Here is a 19,624-nt window from a genome sequence, read left to right on the forward strand (position 1 = left end):
TGATGGGAGAGAATGTTCAAGAGTGGATTCTAAATGTTCAGATAAAGACATAAAAAAATGAGCGTATTTACATACACTCATTTTTACTACATTTTACTAAAATTTGCTTAACTGACTGGCATTACTCCGAAGAGTGCTTTTTTGAATGATTCTGTAATCAGAATTTAGGCATCAATATCCGCATTTAACGCATTTTCTTCAATGAAAGCACGACGTGGTTCCACATCATCACCCATCAAGCAAGAGAACATACGATCAGCTTCAATCGCATCCTGTACCGTTACTTGCAGCATGTTACGGTTCTCAGGATCCATCGTAGTTTCCCAAAGCTGTTCAGCATTCATCTCACCCAAACCTTTATAGCGCTGAATCATCATGCCACGGCGTGAGTCTTGTAGGATGTTTTGCCAAACCTGATGGAAGCTACTCACTGGAATTTTGCGCTCGCCTTTTTGCAGGTAAGCACCTTCTTCCAATAATGTGAACCAACTCTTCGAATTTTTGAGCAAACGCGCATATTCACCTGAACCCAATAGACCTGAATCTAACAAGTATTGGTGCGGTAAGTTATGAACATAGATGGTAATACGCGGGAAATAGGTCGCTGACTTATTGCCTTCGGTATCTTCATGCTCAAACGTTTCTAAGCTTAATTCAGGACGTAAGCTAGGCTGAGTTTTCTCAATATTGGCACGTAGCTGCTCCCCCCAAGTCTGTACATAGTCTTGGTTATTTGCTTGATCTAACTTAAAGCCTTCTACTGCCAATAAACCATCCAACACACTTGCAGGATAACGTACAGTCAGACGATGCAAACTCTTTTGAGAGGTTTGATAATCCGCAATCACACCCGCTAAAGCCTCACCACGAATGGCTGGTGCTTCTGCACTGATGTGTAATTCAAGCTCATCAATTGCATTTGAAATCAGGTAAGTCTCAAGCGCATCATTATCTTTGATGTACTGTTCTTGCTTGCCTTTTTTCAGCTTATACAACGGTGGCTGTGCAATATAAATATATCCACGTTCCACAAGTTCTGGCATTTGACGGAAGAAGAAGGTCAACAGTAGCGTACGAATGTGCGAACCATCGACGTCAGCATCGGTCATGATGATGATTTTGTGATAACGCAGTTTATCTGGGTTATATTCCTCACGGCCAATACCACAACCTAAAGCAGTAATCAGTGTTCCCACTTCTTGTGAAGAAATCATCTTGTCAAAACGTGCACGTTCCACGTTGAGGATTTTACCTTTCAGCGGCAAAATCGCTTGCATCTTACGGTTACGGCCTTGTTTTGCAGAACCGCCCGCAGAGTCACCTTCGACTAAGTAAAGTTCAGACAATGCAGGATCTTTTTCCTGACAATCGGCCAATTTACCTGGCAAACCAGCAATATCCAGCGCACTCTTACGACGTGTCATTTCACGTGCTTTACGTGCTGCATCACGCGCACGTGCTGCATCAATAATCTTGCCTGCAATCGATTTAGCGGCTTGTGGGTTCTCTAAAAGATATTCAGCAAATGATTTATTCATCGCTTGCTCAACCGCAGTTTTCACTTCGCTCGACACCAATTTTTCTTTGGTTTGCGAAGAGAATTTTGGATCAGGCACTTTCACCGAAACAATCGCAGTTAAACCTTCACGGGCATCATCACCAGAAACCGCCACTTTCTCTTTTTTGAGTAAGTTTTCGCTTTCCATGTAGCTGTTTAAGCCACGGGTTAATGCAGCACGGAAACCCGCTAAATGCGTACCGCCATCTTTTTGTGGAATGTTGTTGGTAAAGCAACGAACATTTTCCTGATAAGAATCGTTCCACTGCAATGCAACTTCTACACCAATGCCATTATCCGCTTGAGTGGTAAAATGGAAGATATCATTCAGATGAGTTTTGCCTTGGTTGATATATTTTACAAACTCAGACAAACCACCTTCATAGTCATAAACGTGCTCTAAATTGATACGTTCGTCACGTAGCACAATTCGCACACCTGCATTCAGGAACGATAATTCACGTAAACGACGCGCCAAAATATCGACATTAAAAATCGTTTGACTGAAGGTTTCAGCACTTGGCCAGAAACGTACACGTGTACCTGTACGATCTGTCTCACCCACCACTTTTAATGGATACACGGAATCACCGTGTTTATATTCTTGCTGGTGGATTTGACCTGCACGATGAATGGTTAATTCGAGCTTGCTTGAAAGCGCATTCACCACGGATACACCTACACCGTGTAGACCGCCTGAAACTTTATAGCTGTTATCGTCAAATTTACCGCCCGCATGCAGAATCGTCAAAATCACTTCTGCTGCAGAAACACCTTCTTCTGGGTGAATGTCGGTAGGAATACCACGACCGTTATCCGATACGCTTACAGATTCATCTTCATGAATGGTTACATTGATCTCGTCACAATGACCTGCCAACGCTTCATCAATTGAGTTATCGACAACTTCAAACACCATGTGGTGTAGGCCAGTACCATCGTCAGTATCACCAATATACATGCCCGGACGCTTACGTACAGCGTCTAGACCACGTAATACTTTGATGCTAGAGGAATCATAAGCTTTTTCTATGGTTTGTTCTGTTTGAGAAGCAGCTTGATCTTCTGAACTCATGGTTTCTCCCTAGTGAAAAATAGGTCTATCCAAAGGTGGTATTTCATTGCACAACAGCCTGCACCGAACCATTTTCAACTTTGAATAATTGATAAGAAATAGATAAATCATGTAAGTGTTTTTGCACTGAATCATGGTCTAAAGTGGTAATAAAAACTTGACTACCAAGATGGCTTAAACGCTCAATTAAACGCTGTTGTGCGGTTAAATCTAATTCTGCTGTCAGATCATCTAATAATACCACAGTTTCCTTATTACAAGCATGTAGCATTGCAATCTGTGACAGTTTTAACGCCATGATCAATAACTTTTTTTGCCCACGAGAGAGCACAACATCTGCATCCCCCATAGCGGTTTTTAACCTTAAATCTGCACGGTGCGGACCATACTCAGTATAGCCACGTTCGCAGTCTTTAAAGTGCTGATTGGTCAGATCATTCAACAGCCCTGTTTCGGCATGAAAGCCTGCACTATATTCCAACGTCACTGTTAAATGCGGCAATAAGGCTTGGAGATCTTGTTGGAAATATCGAGTCCACTGTTCCACCACATTACTGCGCAGACTATGTAATATCTCACCATAATCACTGAGCATTTTGTTCCACGGTTCTAAGTCAGACAGACTCAAATGACGTCGTGATTTCAGCAAACTATTCCGCTGTTTTAATGCCCGTGCATAATATTGCCATGCATGGTAAAACTCCGGTTCCACGTGGAACATCAACCAATCTAAAAGTTGACGTCGTGGCTTCGCACCATGATCAATAATATCGGTACTTTGTGGATCGATGAGTTGTAGCGGTAAAATCTTGGCCAACTGCCCTTGTGTCCCCACAAGGTCGCCATTGATTTTTATCACTTGCTCGCCCGACTGCATTTTTTGCATACCAATGCGGTCTGTTGCAGACTGCGCAAAGACGACAGCGTCAGGGCTGTTATTTTGAATATAATTTTTCGGAATATGGGTTCGAAAAGAACGTCCTGTTGCCAGCAAATGTACTGCTTCTAATACAGAAGTTTTGCCTGAACCATTTTGCCCATAAAAGACATTAAACGGTTGCAACCCAGAGAGTGCAACCGTCTTTAAATTTCGAACACGTTCTACATGTAAACGCGTGATATGCATAATAATTGAGACGTCAGTCCGAATTAAACACGCATTGGCATCACAACATAGGTTTGATCTTGTTGTTGTGGATCTTGTACCAATACAGATTGGTTGGCTTCTGTCATGGTCATTGCAACATCATCACCATCCAATACATTCAGAACTTCCAATAAGTACTGTGCATTGAATGACATTTCCATCGGTGCATCAGCATATTGAATTGCGAGATCTTCGATAGCTTCATCTTGCTCAGGGTTATTGGCACGAAGTTGTAAAGTGTCCGCATCAAACTTCAAGAATACGCCGCGCAATTTTTCATTACTTAAAATCGCCACACGTTGTAGTGATTGTTTAAATACATCATGTGCAATGCGCACATTTTTATCACCACCACGTGGAATCACACGGCGGTAGTCAGGGAATTTACCATCGATCAATTTTGTGGTGAAACGTACGGTAATATCACCCTGCTCTTTATCACGGCTGGCAATGGTAATCGTTACATTTAATAATTCACGACCAATTAACAACGATAATTGCTCGTCTTCAACACTCAATAGACGCTGCAATTCACCTACAGCTTTACGTGGAACAATCGCTTGCATTGCTTGTGTCGCATTCGAGCTTGCCACTGTTTCACACATCGCTAAACGGTGACCATCGGTCGTTACTGCACGCAATTGATTTTCATCAATTTCAAGCAAAGTACCCGTCAAATAAAAACGCACATCTTGAACCGCCATGGCAAAAGACGTTTTTTCAAATAAACGCTTTAACTCACGTTGAGTCACACCGACTTGAGTGCCTTGAGTATTTTCAGTGGTTAATAATGGATAGTCTTCTGCAGGCAAAGTACCCAATACAAAACGACTGTTGCCCGATTTTAAAATACAACGTTGATCTTCAGTAATTTGCAAATCAATCAATGCCGCTGACGGTAATGATTTACAGATATCCATCAATTTACGTGCAGGAACAGTCGTCACTCCTGCTTGTAAACATGCACCTTCAGTAAGTGGTGTGCTTGCAACCAGTTCCACTTCAAGATCTGAACCGGTAATGGTCAAAGCTTGCTCAGTTACCTGTACTTTTACATTGGATAAAATATTTAAGGTATGGCGACGTTCAACCGCTCCTACGACATGTGATAGAACATTCAGTAAGCTTTCTTTCGCGATTTTTAAACGCACGATACATTCCTCTAAAAACTGAAGATAGACAAAATAAATTAATTTTTTAGCAGTGTACTATGCGGCAGAATATACCGCATTGCAAGAACAGAATTTGAACGAAAAGACTTAACTTTGCAGCAGACGTTGCAAGTTTTTATAGTCCTCATTGAAGATTGGATCTTCTTCACGCAGGCTTTGTACTTTTTCACAGGCATGCATCACAGTACTGTGGTCACGATTACCAAAAGCCATACCAATTTCAGGGAAACTATCCCCTGTCAGTTCACGTGCTAGCCCCATAGCCAACTGACGTGGACGTGCATAAATACGTGTACGTTTTGGACCAACCAATTCTTTCAATGGAATACGGAAATATTCACTCACCACACGCTGAATATTTTCCGTGCTGATGGTGCGCGCACGAATTGCCAACACATCTTTTAACGATTCACGCACCACATCTAGATCGATTGGGGTGCCTTTAAAACGAGAAATGGCTACGACTTTATTCAGCGCACCTTCTAGTTCACGGACATTAGCAACCACTTGTTGAGCAATAAACAGCGCACAATTCCGTGGAAGTTCCACCCCATTGCTTTCCGCTTTTTTCAGTAAAATTTCAATACGGGTTTCAATATCAGGCGGTTCAACACCCACCGATAAGCCCCATGAAAAACGTGAAACCAAACGTGGATCTAGCTCAGTCAGTTCTTTTGGATAACGATCTGAGGTTAAAATGATTTGTTTAGATTCATCCAATAACGCGTTGAAGGTATAGAAAAACTCAACTAAGCTGGCCTCTTTACCCGCCAACAAATGAATATCATCCACCAATAACAAATCTAGCGAACGACAGTTTTTCTTGAATTCTTCGACCTTACCTTGCTGTAGCGAGCTCACAAAGTCTTGTACAAAACTTTCAGCCGTCATGTACATCACACGTGCATTCGGCTTCGCTTGCAATAATGCATTACCTACGGCTTGCATTAAATGGGTTTTACCTAAACCAGTCGGTCCATATAAAAATAACGGGTTATGCTGCGAAGCACCGGGCTGCGTCAAGACTTTACGACAGGTTTCTGCCGCCATCTGATTGGAACGGCCTTCAACAAACAAGGAAAAGGTAAATAATGGGTTAAGCTGACGCTTACGGTTATTTTTTGAAGACGTCTCTTCTTTTTCTTTTTTAGGACGAGTCGGTGCCGATACTTGTGGTGTTGACTCTAATGCTGCGGTGGTTGTTGCTGGTTGTTCAGCTGCAGATAAAATTGCACCAGGCCGTGAATCGACCAAAATCTCAACTTTACGTACCCGACCTTCAGACAACTGTTCCGCTAAAATTGAAATCAGTTCTAAATGGTGCTCTTGAATATAGCGTGTCCAATACGGATTCGGTGCGTAGAGTTTTAGACTATCACCTGCATCTTCTGCCACCAGTGGGCGTATCCACATTGTATAGACATTTCCTGAAAGCTCTTGTCGCAAGCGAGTTAAGCAGTCTGTCCAAAGCATGTGAAACCCCTATTTCAGTCCATTGTACGTAAAAAAATAATTCAACCCCGCCTAAGCGGGCAGCCATTCTAACCATCTTATCCACATCTGTCATGAACAAATCAGTCGAAATCGATCAAAAAAACGCAAATTGAGTTTAAATTTAAATTTAAATCACGTGTGGATAAGTTTATCCGCAAGCTGTGGATAAATTGTAGCACAAAGTTATCCACAAACTATCAAAATTATAAAAACATCGTTATCCACAATGTAATTATTTGTTTTTTAAATCTAAAAATACGTTTTCCACAGAAAATATCAACACTAATAGTAATAAATTTAAATTTTAAAATTTGAATTTATTTATAAGGTCGACCCATTCTGGGGATAACTTGATGGTTGGTTTAAATTCAAATTTAAATTCATAAAAACCAATTCACAAATTTGAGATTGTGGATAAATCTGTGAGTAAACTTGAAGATAACTTGAATAATTAATATATACAATGATTTAGTTTGTGAATATTTTAATTTAAAACTTTCTGACTGATTTCTAATCCTTATATTATCTTGATATATCACAGCCTAGATTTTGAAAGAAAGCGTGTTTTTCATTGACAGCTCAAGCAATGAGCACTAAAATCGCGAACCTTTACTGAAAGATCATTTGTGGAGTTTCGATATGAAACGTACTTTCCAACCTTCTGAGTTGAAACGTAAACGCGTTCATGGTTTCCGTGCTCGCATGGCTACTAAAGCTGGCCGTCAAGTATTAGCGCGTCGTCGTGCAAAAGGTCGTCACAGCTTAACTGTTTAATTTCAGTTAAGACTGTCAAGACTTGGGTGTTATGACAACACTTTACGGCTTTAGCACAGATGTGCGAATACACTGTGCTGCCGATTATAAAAGTGTGTTCGATGGTGCGCTTTTTAAAGTGCATCAACCCCATTTCTTATTTCTAGCAAAAATCTCCGAACAGCCGAATAGCCGTTTGGGTATTGTTGTTGCTAAGAAAAAAGTGCGCCGCGCACATGAAAGAAATCGAGTAAAACGACTTGCACGCGAAAGTTTTCGCCTGCATCAACAGCAGTCTAATGTATTAGATATTGTCGTTATGCCAAAAATGGGCATAGAGGCGGTACCGAATGCAGAGTTGCATCAGCAATTACAATTTGCTTGGCAAAAATTGCAGCGCCTTGCAAATAAGCATAAAAAAATAGCTACCTCCCCACAAGCGTAGAGATGACCAATGGTTCGTTTACTGCATTGGCTCATTCGTTTCTATCAGATTGCGATTAGTCCTTTATTGGGACCACGCTGTCGTTATATTCCAACATGTTCTCAATATTCTTTGGAAGCAGTCCATCAACATGGTGCTGTACGTGGAGTGTGTCTAGCTGTTCAGCGTATTTGCCGTTGTCATCCTTGGGGCGGTTCAGGCTATGATCCTGTTCCATCAAAAGCAATTCGTTTTATTTCATTTCAGCAAATAGATTCTCAAACGCTTCACGTTGCTGTACCCTTTCGTGAACGTTTATTGAACCAAAATCACTCTAACCATTTGGGGTAATACCTATGCAACAATGGGCCAGGATTGCAATTCTAGGGGCCATGTTTGTTGTCGCATATTTGCTCATTTTGGCTTGGCAGAAAGATTATGGAAATGCGGAACAAAAACCTCAGCAAAATGCTGCGGTGGTAACGCATGAAGTATCTGCCGATTTACCAAATGGCCAGACAGCTACGGCTGCTACTGATGTGCCGCAAGCAAATAATGCTGCTACACAACAAACAACAGATGCCACTGCACCTGTTAGTCAACAGTTAATTTCAGTACAAACTGACCTTTACCATCTTTGGATTAATCCAAAGGGTGGCGATATTGTTCGTATTGAATTACTCAATCATGACAAAAATAAAGACAGCGACGAACCGTTTGTAATGCTTGAAAGCGATGCAAAACGGACTTATGTTGCTCAGTCTGGCTTAATTGGTCTTAATGGCCCTGACAGCAATCCGAAAGGACGTCCGACGTATGAGATTGAAAAATCTTCATATACGTTAAATGACGCAAAAACTGTGAAGGGTAAAGATGGACAAACAGCAAAAGTTTTGTCAGTACCGATGGTTTATAAAACAGCAGATGGTGTAGAGGTTATTAAAACCTTTAACTTCACTGAAGGTGAATACCCTGTTGTCGTGAATCATAAAATCGTGAACCGCAGTGCTCAGAACTGGCAAGGTCAGATGTTTGGTCAGCTTAAACGCGACAACTCTGAAGATCCAGGTAAATCTGATCAAGGTATTTTCACTTTAGGTACATTCCTTGGTGGTGCATGGGGTTCGCCTGAAGAACATTACAACAAACTTAAATTTGCTAACTTCAATGAAGAAAAATTGAATGTTGAAGCAACTGGCGGTTGGGTTGCAATGGTTCAGCATTACTTCGTGAGTGCGTGGATTCCTGGACAGATCAAATTAACGCAAGCCAATGGTCAACCTTATGCTGCGAAACTTGAGTCACGTAAATCTACCGATGATATGAACATTATTCAGTTCACTTCACCTGCAATCAATGTTCCTGCAGGAACTGTGGCAGAAGTAGATGCAACGTTCTATTCAGGTCCAAAAATCCAATCTGAATTAAAAGAATTGGCGGTTGGTTTAAACCAAACTGTAGACTACGGTTGGTTATGGCCTATTGCGAAATTATTGTTTGTCGGTCTTGAGTTTTTCCACGGTTTAGTGGGTAACTGGGGTTGGTCAATTATTCTATTGACGATTCTGGTGAAACTGATCTTGTGGCCATTGTCGTCGAAGAGCTACCGCTCTATGGCGAAAATGCGTGTGATTGCACCTGAAATGCAACGCATGAAAGAAGAGTTCGGTGAAGACCGTATGCGCTTCTCGCAAGAAATGATGGCATTGTACAAACGTGAACAAGTGAATCCACTGTCGGGTTGCTTGCCGTTATTGCTCCAAATGCCGATCTTCCTTGCTTTGTACTGGGTATTGATGGAGTCTGTTGAACTACGTCATGCGCCATGGTTAGGTTGGATTCAAGATTTATCTGCGATGGATCCATGGTTTATTTTGCCGCTATTAATGGGCTTGACCATGTTCATTCAGCAAAGTTTGAACCCACAACCGGCTGATCCAATGCAGGCGAAAGTCTTCAAAATCATGCCAGTGATCTTTACGGTATTTATGTTGTTCTTCCCTGCAGGCCTTGTGCTTTACTGGATCTGTAACAACAGTATTACTATTCTTCAACAAGGTTTGATTAACAAATCAGTTGAAAAAGACCGTTTAAAACGAGAAGCGGCTGACTCAGCAAACTAAGCATTGCTGATGGGCTGAATAAATCCGCTTAAGATGGTAATCTTAAGCGGATTTTTCTTTATCTGTCGTTTGAAAATTTTTAGGTGAATTTTATGTTAAACCGAACCACCATCGCAGCAATTGCCACACCGCCGGGTCGTGGTGGTGTCGGCGTGATTCGCCTGTCTGGTCCCCAATCTTATGCCATTGCAGAAGCATTAACGCAGCAATCCTTACCACAAGCACGTTTTGCTGGTTTCCGTAAGTTTTATGATGCATCGAATGAAATCATGGATGAAGGTTTGGTGATTTGCTTTCCAAATCCGCACTCCTTTACGGGTGAGGATGTGGTGGAGCTTCAAGGTCATGGCGGCCCCGTTATTCAAAATGCATTATTGGCACGGTTACTTGAATTGGGTGCTATTGCTGCGAAAGCGGGCGAATTTTCAATGCGCGCCTTTGAAAATGGCAAAATGGACTTGGTGCAAGCCGAGGCGATTGCCGACCTGATTGATGCCACCTCACAAGCAGCGGCACGTTCAGCGGTACGTTCATTACAAGGTGCCTTTTCGAGCAAGGTCAATACGGTGCTAGAAAAACTTATCCATTTGCGTTTGCATGTGGAAGCAGCGATTGATTTTCCTGAAGAAGAAATCGACTTTTTGGCGGATGGTAAGATTTTGGGCTTATTGGATGAAGTGGCAAGCTCGGTCCATGCTGTACAGCAGTCTGCTCGTCAAGGTCAGTTACTACGTGAGGGTTTACAAGTGGTGATTGCCGGTAAACCCAATGCAGGTAAGTCATCTCTACTCAATGCTTTGGCGGGTGTGGAACGTGCGATTGTGACGGATATTGCAGGTACGACACGTGATGTTTTACATGAAAAAATCAGCCTCAATGGTTTGCCGATTACTTTGACCGATACCGCTGGTTTACGTGAAACCGGTGATATCGTCGAAAAAGAAGGGATTCGCCGCGCAATTAAAGAAATTGAGCAAGCTGACTTGTTACTTTTGGTCTATGACTTAAGTCAGGGCGAAGATCCACTTCAATTGGCTCAAGCGTACTTCGCGGATCATATTGAACCGAAGCGTTTGATGCTGATTGGTAATAAATGCGATTTGACGGGATCTACCGCAGAAATTACCGATTTAAACGGTTTTCGACATATTCGTGTTTCGGCTAAACAAGAAACCGGCGTTCAAGCGCTTATTGATGCGATTACAGCGCATGCAGGCTTTCAACCAGAAGAAGATACCTTTATTGCTCGAACACGCCATTTAGACGCAATGAAGCGCACGCAGCGCTATCTTGCAGAAGCACGTGAGCAGTTGGTGGTTTATCATGCGGGTGAGTTGGTAGCCGAGTCTCTACGTTTGGCGCAAAATGCCTTAGGTGAAATTACGGGCGATTTCAGTGCAGATGATCTACTCGGTAAGATTTTTGGATCGTTCTGTATCGGAAAGTAATTTCAATTTAAGTCAATATTCCAATAAGTTCCAATAAATTACTATATGAATTAAATAGCATTAAGTTTTAATAACTTAGTGCTTTTTTTATGCCTTTTTATTGTTCCAATATGTTCTATACGTTCATCTAGTGCTATGATTTTTTTAGTCACCTACTAGCTACGTGACAATAAAACCTTATTTTCATGCCTGAGTGACTAGAGTAATGCCAAAAATGAACGGCCTGTTTTTCTCTACTGATAGAGAGATTCAAAACCTGAAACCACAGGACAAGCGATATTCAGTTAAAGACAAGCTGAATAATGGCCTGTTTATTGAGGTGAAGGAATCAGGCGTTAAGTCGTGGCACTATCGTTATTCACTGGCAGGCAAGCAAGAAAGGCTTGTTATAGGCCGTTATCCTGACTTGTCATTGAAGGATGCTAGACAGGTTCGAGATGAGTCAGCCTCATTGGTGGCTAAAGGTATTTCACCTAAACAAGATAAGGCCAAGCCTAAAGGCATTTTGTTTAAGGACTACGGCGAACGCTATTTAAAAGAAGTCATTAAAAAAGACCGTAAAGACCCTTACAACATGGTTTTATGCCTGAGCAATGATATTTATCCGATGATGGGTCACATTCCATTAGATCAGGTCACTATTGAAGATATACGCCGTACTATATGGCGCAAAAAAGAACAGGGATATGATGCAGCAGCTAACCAAGTCAGAGGCTTGTTGAAGCGCATGTTTGATTATGCAATGACTTTGGGCCTTGTACCTTACAACCCTGTTTTGGCTATCCCATCACGGCACGTACACAAGGCAAAGCCTAGAGATAGATATTTAAGTACAAATGAAATCCGCACCTATTACACCACCCTCCTAAACTCAAGAATTTACCGACCTAGAAAGCTGGGCCTTTTGCTGTCATTGCTTACATTGGTTAGAAAGTCAGAGCTATTGAGGGCTAAATGGGAGCATATCGACTTTGATAGTCGTATATGGCTTATCCCTGAAACCAAAGCAGACAGCACGACAGGCCATAGCCGTGAAATGGTCGTTTATATGTCGGATCAGGTGATGGAGATATTTAAGGAACTCAAAGCGATTGCAGGCAATGAGCCTTTTGTATTTGTAGGTAGAAAGTCAGGTACTCATATCAGCCATAATGCTTTTAATACGGCGCAAAAGGCAGCACTGGCATTAACAGACTTACCACCGTTTACTGTGCATGATTTACGCCGTACAGCGAGTACACACTTAAATGAACAAGGTTTTAATAGTGATGCAATCGAAGCCTGTCTAAACCATACAGCCAAAGGTGTAAGGGGGGTATATAACAAGGCAAAGTATGAAAAAGAGCGTACAGAGATGATGCAGAAATGGAGTAATCATATTTTTAGTGTGATTTATGAACCGAATCTAATCTTTTTTAATCAGGTTAAAGGAGCTTAATTGTATCTAATTGTAACTTGATGAATATTTTAAATTATTGAGGAAAAATAGGGAAAAATAGGGAAAAGTATAAAATGCTATTAAATGCCGTAAAGAATCAGATTATTTAATAACCGATAAGCAGCATATTAATGATGCTGCGCGACAAGATTAAGCGCAGTTGTTAGGTAAAGATGTAGCCATTTATGCAAAACTCTTATACGATTAATTACACGGAGTTCCAGTGTATTTAATAGGAACTTATTGAATGTCTGATGCGTTTATTCTGCTAACCACAGAACAAATCTACAGACAAAGAAAAAGAGCCAAGCAACACCACATCGCTTGACCCTTTTTTTGGAACAGGTGGCTTTAGCAACACCACATCGCTAAACGCCATTAATTTTTAACCGCCGTGACAGGCACAAAACTAAAGGAACTTTAGAAATGTAAAACGATTAAAAACTAATTTTGTTAAATTGGTTTAACAGTATTTATAGTAGTTCAAACATGGCATAAGTCAATAAGAATGTTCATAAAGGTGAACATTCTTTGCTAGTCATTAGAATCTATTGAACAGCTATATACTGCTATATCTAATTAATAAAACTTAGTTTTTCCCTCTTAATTACTTTCTATTCCCTATTTTGTGTCTAGGCATTTCCAATCTTGGAGAATGTTTAGATGACTTTATCTAAAGAACAAAAAATCGAAAATGTACGCCTGATCCGCCGTAAAGAAGTGCAGGCCAAAACTGGCTTGGGTGCATCGTCAATTTACGCAATGATGCAAAAAGGCACGTTCCCGAAAGCAGTCAATATTTCTGAACGTCGAGTTGCCTGGATTGAATCCGATGTAGACCAGTGGATTAATGAACGCATAGCAAGCCACAAAGCCACCATTGCAACGATGGAGGCTTGAGCTATGGAAATTACTCTACAGGATGCAATTAGCATCACCCAGCAGGCACAAAGCAGACTTGAGCAGATCAGCCATGCAGTAAACGGCGAGCAGATAAAGAGCCTTTTTACTGATGTATCTGACTTCACTTGCTTGGCCCTTGATTACTTGCCTGATGAACTTAAAACCGAAGCCAATGCAAGACAGATTGAACAGGCAATTGACCTGCTAGACCATGTTTCTATCCGAGCATCCGAATTAAGTGCAGAGGTATTTTCTAAGCCTTATTCAATTGATGACTACCTAAAGGCTGAGGCCAGCAAGCTAAATACCTTTTTACGCTTAGCACTGGAAACCTTGAGCATTACAGACCCAGCCGATCTATACGCCTACGCCCTTGCCTCATATTGTCAGACTGGCGAAGCGGATGAAGAAGCAGATTTAATCGTAAATGATAAATCTATGAAGTTTTTAGAGGTTAAAGGCTTTAACGGAACAATTAAAGAGCTACTCAGAGAACATGCTGACATGGTGAATAAATCAGGCGTTAAGGACGTTCTGATAATCCACATCGGAACGATTCACAAGCTGACTGATGCACTGTCAGGAATGGGAGCATAAGAACATGAACAACACCCAATTAAAACAAGTCCTAGCACACCTTAAACAAGGCAAAACTCTTTCACAGGCTGAGGCTATCGACCTATTCAACTGCTACCGCCTGAGCGCAATTATTCAGCGTTTACGAAATGCAGGCTATGACATTGTGACCCATAACGAGCGCAATAAGTCAGGTATTGGCCGTCATGCACGGTATGAGCTTGTTAAAGAGGTGGCAGCATGAATTCAGCTATTTTTAATTTCAATGAACACGGCGTTCGTGTTGCCTTTGATGTAAACGGACAGCCTTTGTTTTGTCTGCCTGATGTTGGTCAAGCCTTAGATATTAAAAACGCGACAGCAAGCCGTTTTAAGCTAAATCCAAAGGGGGTACATGAAATGTATACCCTTACAAATGGCGGTACTCAAAAGCTAACTTTTGTCAGTGAAGAAAACCTGTACCGCATTGTATTTAGATCGACTAAACCCGAAGCATTGAATTTCCAAAACTGGGTATTTGCTGATGTACTGCCAAGCATCCGCAAGACTGGGAGCTATTCAGCACGGCAGACAGCCTATGAAGAACTGAACCGCCTATGTATGCAAGCAAAGACCCAAAAGGCTAAAGGTTCATTTCATGGCACTGGCTTGGCAAACCACCGCTATTCAATGCGAGATTTAAACCTAAGAATTACAACATGCAAAGCAAATTTACAGCTAACTTTTGAGGGTATACACAATGATTGAACATGTAGACCCTGAATTTTTCAAAGCCTTTGACCATTACAAAGCAATGCTTGAGCAGTATGGGGAACACCACCCCATCACTGAGCAGGCCCTTATTTTGACAATGCACTACACGCCTGAGCATATCAAAGCAGAGATGCACCAAAAGGCAAAAGAGTTAAACCTATTGCCACCGCCAAGCGGTTACACGGATGACGGCGAACCTATGTACCAGTTAGAGGACATTGCAAAGCATTTCGGCATTAGCTTTGAAGAAGCAGAACAGCGTTTATTGCAGATGATGGATAACCGCCAGCAAGTCGGATTATCAAATGACGGCGTTTTGATTAATTCAAATGCCAATTTTAACCGTATTCAATGAAAGGGGCAGCCACAATGCTTGATTATGACCACCCCGAAGAACTAATAACACCCGAAGCCATTTTAAACGAATGTACACAGCTTGTATCGTTTAATGATGCTTATTCATCACATCACTTAATACAGCGTTTTGGTAGTCCTGAGCAGCCGATCTATGTTGATGATGGCAATGTGGATATAAACGGCGTTACCTATGCACAGCCTTTGATTATGCCTATCTATGATGGGCAAATGGAGCTTGTTCAATGCGCTGTCATGCAAGATGGGCAGCGCGTGGCTGTCATGCCTGATGGATTGGCTAAAGGTTTTGCAAGGTATGGTGATTTTGACCATGCCAAGCCTGTCATTATCACGTACAGCCTAGATGCTTTCTTTAAGGTCGCACAGACTGGGTACGCCGTTGTATTGGTCGTATTGCCTACCCTATGCAGCAGCCATAAAACAGAACTCAAGCCGTTTGATTTTGAACAAATACAGTTCGTTATTAATCAGCTATCACAGGCAGGCTATAAGCAGCTTTACCTACCTGTCAGAATTGAGCAAATGCACCTTGAGCCATTCAAAGCATTGGAGCAGAACACGGCTGTTAGGCTGCTATGCCAGTATTTAAAAATTGGTGTAAGTGAATTTCAGATCGAATTTACCCAGGATGAAAGTGTAAGTGAGGTGCTGGCGTTTATTGATGAGGCTATCGAGGCTTTACCGGTAAAAAGTATTTTACCCAAAGGCCACCTGGCTAAACCTATGAAATGGGAAAACGGACATTTCCACATCACAGAGGCAGGCTTATATTTTGTTGAGGAAGATAAGAACGGCATAAGCCAAAAGCGTTTTATTTCAAGTCCCGTATTGGTCGTTGCTAAGACTAGAGATGATTCTAGTAATAATTGGGGTGTATTGCTCAAGTGGAAGGATGACAACGAGGTAGAACACACACAGGCCCTATCTATGGAGCTATTCCAAACGGACGGCGCAGACCTACGCAAAGCATTGTCTTATCAGGGTGTAATGATTGCACCTGACCAACGAGCAAGAAATCTTTTTCAATGCTATTTAATGAGTTATCAAACAGGTCAATATGCCTTATGTGTGGATCGGGTCGGCTGGCATGATGATGTATTTGTACTACCTCATAAGCAGATCGGACAAAGCAGCAGTGATTTAATTGTTTATCAGGCTAACAATGCCTTAGCTAACCACTATCAAAGCAGAGGCACATTAGAGCAATGGCGAAGCAGTGTAGCGCAATTGGCAGAGAGTCATAGCTTGTTAGCTTTCTCATTGTGTACGGCCTTTGCTGGGCAACTATTAGACCCACTAAATCAGCAAGGCGGTGGCTTTCATATCAAGGGCGGTTCATCCAAAGGGAAAAGCACAGCCTTGAATCTTGCGAGTTCCGTATGGGGCAATCCAAAGCAGTTTTATAGGACATGGAGAGCCACAGGAAACGCCTTAGAGAATACAGCCTATATGCACAATGATGGTTTTTTAGTGCTGGATGAAATCGGAGAGATAGCGAACCCTAAAGAGCTAGGAAACATTGTCTATATGCTTGCAAATGGTTTAGGCAAAGGTCGCATGACAAAGCAAATCACAGCAAAGCCTATGCACCAGTGGAAAGTTATATTTTTATCCAGTGGGGAGAAAAGCCTTAAAGACATCATGCAAGAGCAAGGACAAAAAACCAAGCTGGGGCAAGAGATACGCCTTGCTGATATTGATATAGACCAGTCTAAGTACGGTATTTTTGACAGTATAGACTTTGCAGAGGATGCACCAAAACAAGCAATTGAACTGAGTAAGCGCATGGCAGACTGCTACGGCGTGGCTGGCATTGCATGGCTTGAGTATCTGACCAGCAACAAAGGCGAGCATATGGACGAAGCTAGAGAGCTTTTAGACCATTATCGCCAAGTCTTAACCGTGAACCAGTCGCAAGGGCATATTGTCCGAGTGGCTAACTACTTTGCATTGGTGGCAACGGCTAGAGAACTGGCAACAAAGGCCAATATTACAGGCTGGAAAACAGGCACAGCGTTTAACGCCGTACAAAAGGTATTTAATCAATGGCTGGGAAGTTTTGAACAGGTCGGAGATTATGAGAATCGGGAAATTGTGACCCATGTTAAGGCATTCTTTGAGGCGAATGAATCAAGCCGTTTTGAAGCCATTACACCCGATCCCGATCATATCGAGCGTATCAATAACCGTGTCGGCTACTGGAAAATGGAGAACGGCGAAAAGATATTTTATGTATTGCCTGAGCAGTTTAAAAATGAAGTCTGCAAAGGCTATGACAGTCGCAAAGCAGCAAGGGCCTTACTAGCTTACAACCTGCTTGAGCATGACACAGGCAAGACCAGCAAGACAGCGAGAATCCCATCACGGAAAAACGCAGTAAAGGTTTACGCCGTTAAAGAGGCTATTTTTAGCTGGGAAGCGTAAAAAACGAAGGTAACAGAGGTAACACAGGTAACAACCGCATGAATAAAGGCTTACAGGCGTTACCTATTGAAAATGGTAACAGGTAACAGAGGTAACAAGTTCTAAATTTTCCCTCATTTGTTACCTATGTTACCCATCGTTACCCAAGCAAAAAAATATAGGTAACACCCTGAAACGCTGTCATAGCAAGGATGTTACCCATGTTACCTACGTTACCCATGAAAAATAGACATTCTGAGAAAATTAGAGAGATTTAAGCCAATGCCAAACGTAAACAAAGTAACTGTGATGGGTGTATTAGGCCGTGACCCTGAAACTAAACAATTTCCCAACGGTGGCAGCATTACGACATTCAGCGTTGCAACTACTGAGTTTTGGAAAGACAAGGCCACTGGAGAGCGCAAAGAGGCTACAGAATGGCACAGAATCACCACCAGCAACCGTTTAGCCGAGATTGCAGGCAAGTACCTCAAGAAAGGCGGAAAGGTTTATGTCGAGGGCAGCTTGCGTACAAGGAAGTGGAAGGACAGCAAAGGGACCGAAAAGGAAATAACAGAAATTAGAGCCGACGCGCTGCAATTGCTTTAGTTCGCAATAGATACCTAACTCAGTCAGGATATAACACTAAATTTGACAACTAGCTGAATAAGTTCAAAGTGTTTATATTTTACTGAATATATTTTTAAAATTTCAAAGAATAGGACGGCTTAATGTCTGATAGTAATACTGGTGAATTTATCCTATATGCATCTGAGGATGGTGAACTAAAAATTGATGTTCGACTGTTAGATGAAACAGTTTGGCTTACTCAAAATCAAATGGCTACATTATTTCAAACCACTACTCGAAATATTGGAATGCATATTCAAAACGTATATGACGAAGGTGAGCTTGATCATTTTTCAACTAGGAAGGAATTCTTCCTAGTTCAACAAGAAGGTAATCGAGAAGTTACAAGGAGTGTGCAGCATTATAATTTGGATGTAATCATCTCTGTGGGCTATCGAGTTAAATCACAGAGAGGAACCCAATTCCGTATATGGGCTACGAAGGTGCTGCGTGAATACATAGTTAAAGGTTTTGCAATGGATGATGCAAGACTTAAAAACGGCGGAAATAATAATTATTTTGATGAATTACTCGCTCGTATTAGAGATATCCGAGCATCTGAAAAGCTTTTTTATCAGAAGGTTTTAGAGATATATGCAACTAGTGTGGATTATGACCCCAAAGTAGCAGAGTCTAAAAAATTCTTTCAAACTGTTCAAAATAAGATGCATTGGGCGGCGCATGGACATACTGCTGCTGAGGTTGTATATGCTCGTGTAGATGGAAGTAAACCTAATATGGGTATGACGAGCTTCTTAGGTGAAGGACATCCAAAAACGAAGGATATTACAGTAGCGAAAAATTATCTTGATGAAAAAGAAATGGACGTTCTTAATCGCTTGGTGACTATGTATCTAGATTTTGCAGAGTTACAAGCTATTAATGGCACACCCATGTATATGAAAGATTGGATAGCGAAATTAGACAAATTCTTAATGGCTTCTGATCGTGAAATTTTGACTCATGCTGGAAAAATCTCACAGGCTCAAGCTAAACAGAAAGCTCAGTTAGAACACGCTAAATACAAGCAACAATATATAGATTATCAAACACCTGTAGAAAGGCATTTTCAGGAAGCTATCAAGGATGTAAAACAAATAGCTAAACAACGAAAAAAATAAACTCAGCCCCTTGATTGGGGCTTTTTTATGGACTCCGAAAATTCATAATTAAATAAACAGTTTTAGATAGCGTTAGATCGGTGCAGTCTAATTAGACAAAAAGAGTAAGCGTCCGCTGAACACACCTTATGAATTCATCCTATAAGCCTTAATTTAGTCCCCACTTAAAAACAAGTGGGGACTAAAATTTATGACTACAAATCACCAGACATCCATCGCATCTCTTGCGAA

The 19,624-nt window shown here is 41.5% G+C and carries 18 protein-coding genes; 14 read left to right on the top strand and 4 right to left on the bottom strand.

Annotated features, from left to right (window positions below):
- Window positions 1–164 precede the first annotated feature (164 nt).
- From gyrB to dnaA, 4 genes are all read right to left on the bottom strand, one after another.
- Window positions 165–2,633 (bottom strand): DNA topoisomerase (ATP-hydrolyzing) subunit B, encoded by a 2,469-nt coding sequence (gene gyrB, locus FTU37_RS14670; protein ID WP_180022818.1) that lies wholly within the window; start codon window positions 2,631–2,633, stop codon window positions 165–167.
- A 43-nt stretch (window positions 2,634–2,676) separates the two neighbouring features.
- Window positions 2,677–3,759 (bottom strand): DNA replication/repair protein RecF, encoded by a 1,083-nt coding sequence (gene recF, locus FTU37_RS14675; protein WP_180124570.1) that lies wholly within the window; start codon window positions 3,757–3,759, stop codon window positions 2,677–2,679.
- A gap of 23 nt (window positions 3,760–3,782) precedes the next feature.
- A complete protein-coding gene (gene dnaN / locus FTU37_RS14680; RefSeq protein WP_180005503.1) occupies window positions 3,783–4,931 on the bottom strand; it encodes a DNA polymerase III subunit beta in 1,149 nt (382 codons plus the stop codon).
- Between the two features lie 108 nt (window positions 4,932–5,039).
- On the bottom strand, window positions 5,040–6,425 hold the full coding sequence (dnaA, locus tag FTU37_RS14685) for a chromosomal replication initiator protein DnaA (protein WP_180005504.1): 1,386 nt from the start codon (window positions 6,423–6,425) through the stop codon (window positions 5,040–5,042).
- 660 nt (window positions 6,426–7,085) lie between these two features.
- Here dnaA and rpmH point away from each other — a divergent pair.
- From rpmH to FTU37_RS14755, 14 genes are all read left to right on the top strand, one after another.
- Window positions 7,086–7,220 (top strand): 50S ribosomal protein L34, encoded by a 135-nt coding sequence (rpmH, locus tag FTU37_RS14690; RefSeq protein WP_000831329.1) that lies wholly within the window; start codon window positions 7,086–7,088, stop codon window positions 7,218–7,220.
- Window positions 7,221–7,251: 31 nt separating this feature from the next.
- Window positions 7,252–7,644 (top strand): ribonuclease P protein component, encoded by a 393-nt coding sequence (gene rnpA, locus FTU37_RS14695; protein WP_078189509.1) that lies wholly within the window; start codon window positions 7,252–7,254, stop codon window positions 7,642–7,644.
- 9 nt (window positions 7,645–7,653) lie between these two features.
- The gene (gene yidD, locus FTU37_RS14700; RefSeq protein WP_078189510.1) at window positions 7,654–7,974 is read left to right on the top strand and encodes a membrane protein insertion efficiency factor YidD; all 321 of its coding nucleotides are present in this window, start codon (window positions 7,654–7,656) and stop codon (window positions 7,972–7,974) included.
- A 5-nt stretch (window positions 7,975–7,979) separates the two neighbouring features.
- Window positions 7,980–9,746: a membrane protein insertase YidC gene (gene yidC / locus FTU37_RS14705; RefSeq protein ID WP_180124571.1), complete on the top strand. Its 1,767-nt coding sequence runs from the start codon at window positions 7,980–7,982 to the stop codon at window positions 9,744–9,746.
- Window positions 9,747–9,838: 92 nt separating this feature from the next.
- Window positions 9,839–11,194: a tRNA uridine-5-carboxymethylaminomethyl(34) synthesis GTPase MnmE gene (mnmE, locus tag FTU37_RS14710; RefSeq protein ID WP_180022820.1), complete on the top strand. Its 1,356-nt coding sequence runs from the start codon at window positions 9,839–9,841 to the stop codon at window positions 11,192–11,194.
- 205 nt (window positions 11,195–11,399) lie between these two features.
- Window positions 11,400–12,632, top strand: a complete 1,233-nt coding sequence (locus tag FTU37_RS14715) for a tyrosine-type recombinase/integrase (RefSeq protein WP_180124572.1) — start codon at window positions 11,400–11,402, stop codon at window positions 12,630–12,632.
- A gap of 663 nt (window positions 12,633–13,295) precedes the next feature.
- On the top strand, window positions 13,296–13,532 hold the full coding sequence (locus tag FTU37_RS14720; protein ID WP_180124573.1) for an AlpA family transcriptional regulator: 237 nt from the start codon (window positions 13,296–13,298) through the stop codon (window positions 13,530–13,532).
- A 3-nt stretch (window positions 13,533–13,535) separates the two neighbouring features.
- Window positions 13,536–14,132: a hypothetical protein gene (locus FTU37_RS14725; protein ID WP_180124574.1), complete on the top strand. Its 597-nt coding sequence runs from the start codon at window positions 13,536–13,538 to the stop codon at window positions 14,130–14,132.
- A 4-nt stretch (window positions 14,133–14,136) separates the two neighbouring features.
- Window positions 14,137–14,355, top strand: a complete 219-nt coding sequence (locus FTU37_RS14730; RefSeq protein ID WP_070155545.1) for a helix-turn-helix domain-containing protein — start codon at window positions 14,137–14,139, stop codon at window positions 14,353–14,355.
- Window positions 14,352–14,858, top strand: a complete 507-nt coding sequence (locus FTU37_RS14735) for a BRO family protein (RefSeq protein ID WP_180124575.1) — start codon at window positions 14,352–14,354, stop codon at window positions 14,856–14,858. The genes FTU37_RS14730 and FTU37_RS14735 overlap by 4 nt, the downstream gene beginning before the upstream one ends.
- Complete coding sequence (locus FTU37_RS14740) at window positions 14,851–15,219, top strand: hypothetical protein (protein ID WP_151862554.1); 369 nt, start codon at window positions 14,851–14,853, stop codon at window positions 15,217–15,219. Before FTU37_RS14735 ends, FTU37_RS14740 begins: the two co-directional genes overlap by 8 nt.
- 14 nt (window positions 15,220–15,233) lie before the next feature.
- Window positions 15,234–17,663, top strand: coding sequence for a DUF927 domain-containing protein (locus FTU37_RS14745; RefSeq protein WP_180124576.1), 2,430 nt, complete (start codon window positions 15,234–15,236; stop codon window positions 17,661–17,663).
- A gap of 261 nt (window positions 17,664–17,924) precedes the next feature.
- Complete coding sequence (ssb, locus tag FTU37_RS14750) at window positions 17,925–18,251, top strand: single-stranded DNA-binding protein (RefSeq protein ID WP_180124577.1); 327 nt, start codon at window positions 17,925–17,927, stop codon at window positions 18,249–18,251.
- 122 nt (window positions 18,252–18,373) lie between these two features.
- Entirely contained in the window at window positions 18,374–19,393 is a 1,020-nt protein-coding gene (locus FTU37_RS14755) for a virulence RhuM family protein (RefSeq protein WP_162282108.1), read from the top strand.
- Window positions 19,394–19,624 lie beyond the last annotated feature (231 nt).

Origin of the sequence: Acinetobacter sp. YH12097, assembly GCF_013419225.1 — a bacterium.
In the GTDB taxonomy this organism is placed as follows: domain Bacteria; phylum Pseudomonadota; class Gammaproteobacteria; order Pseudomonadales; family Moraxellaceae; genus Acinetobacter; species Acinetobacter amyesii.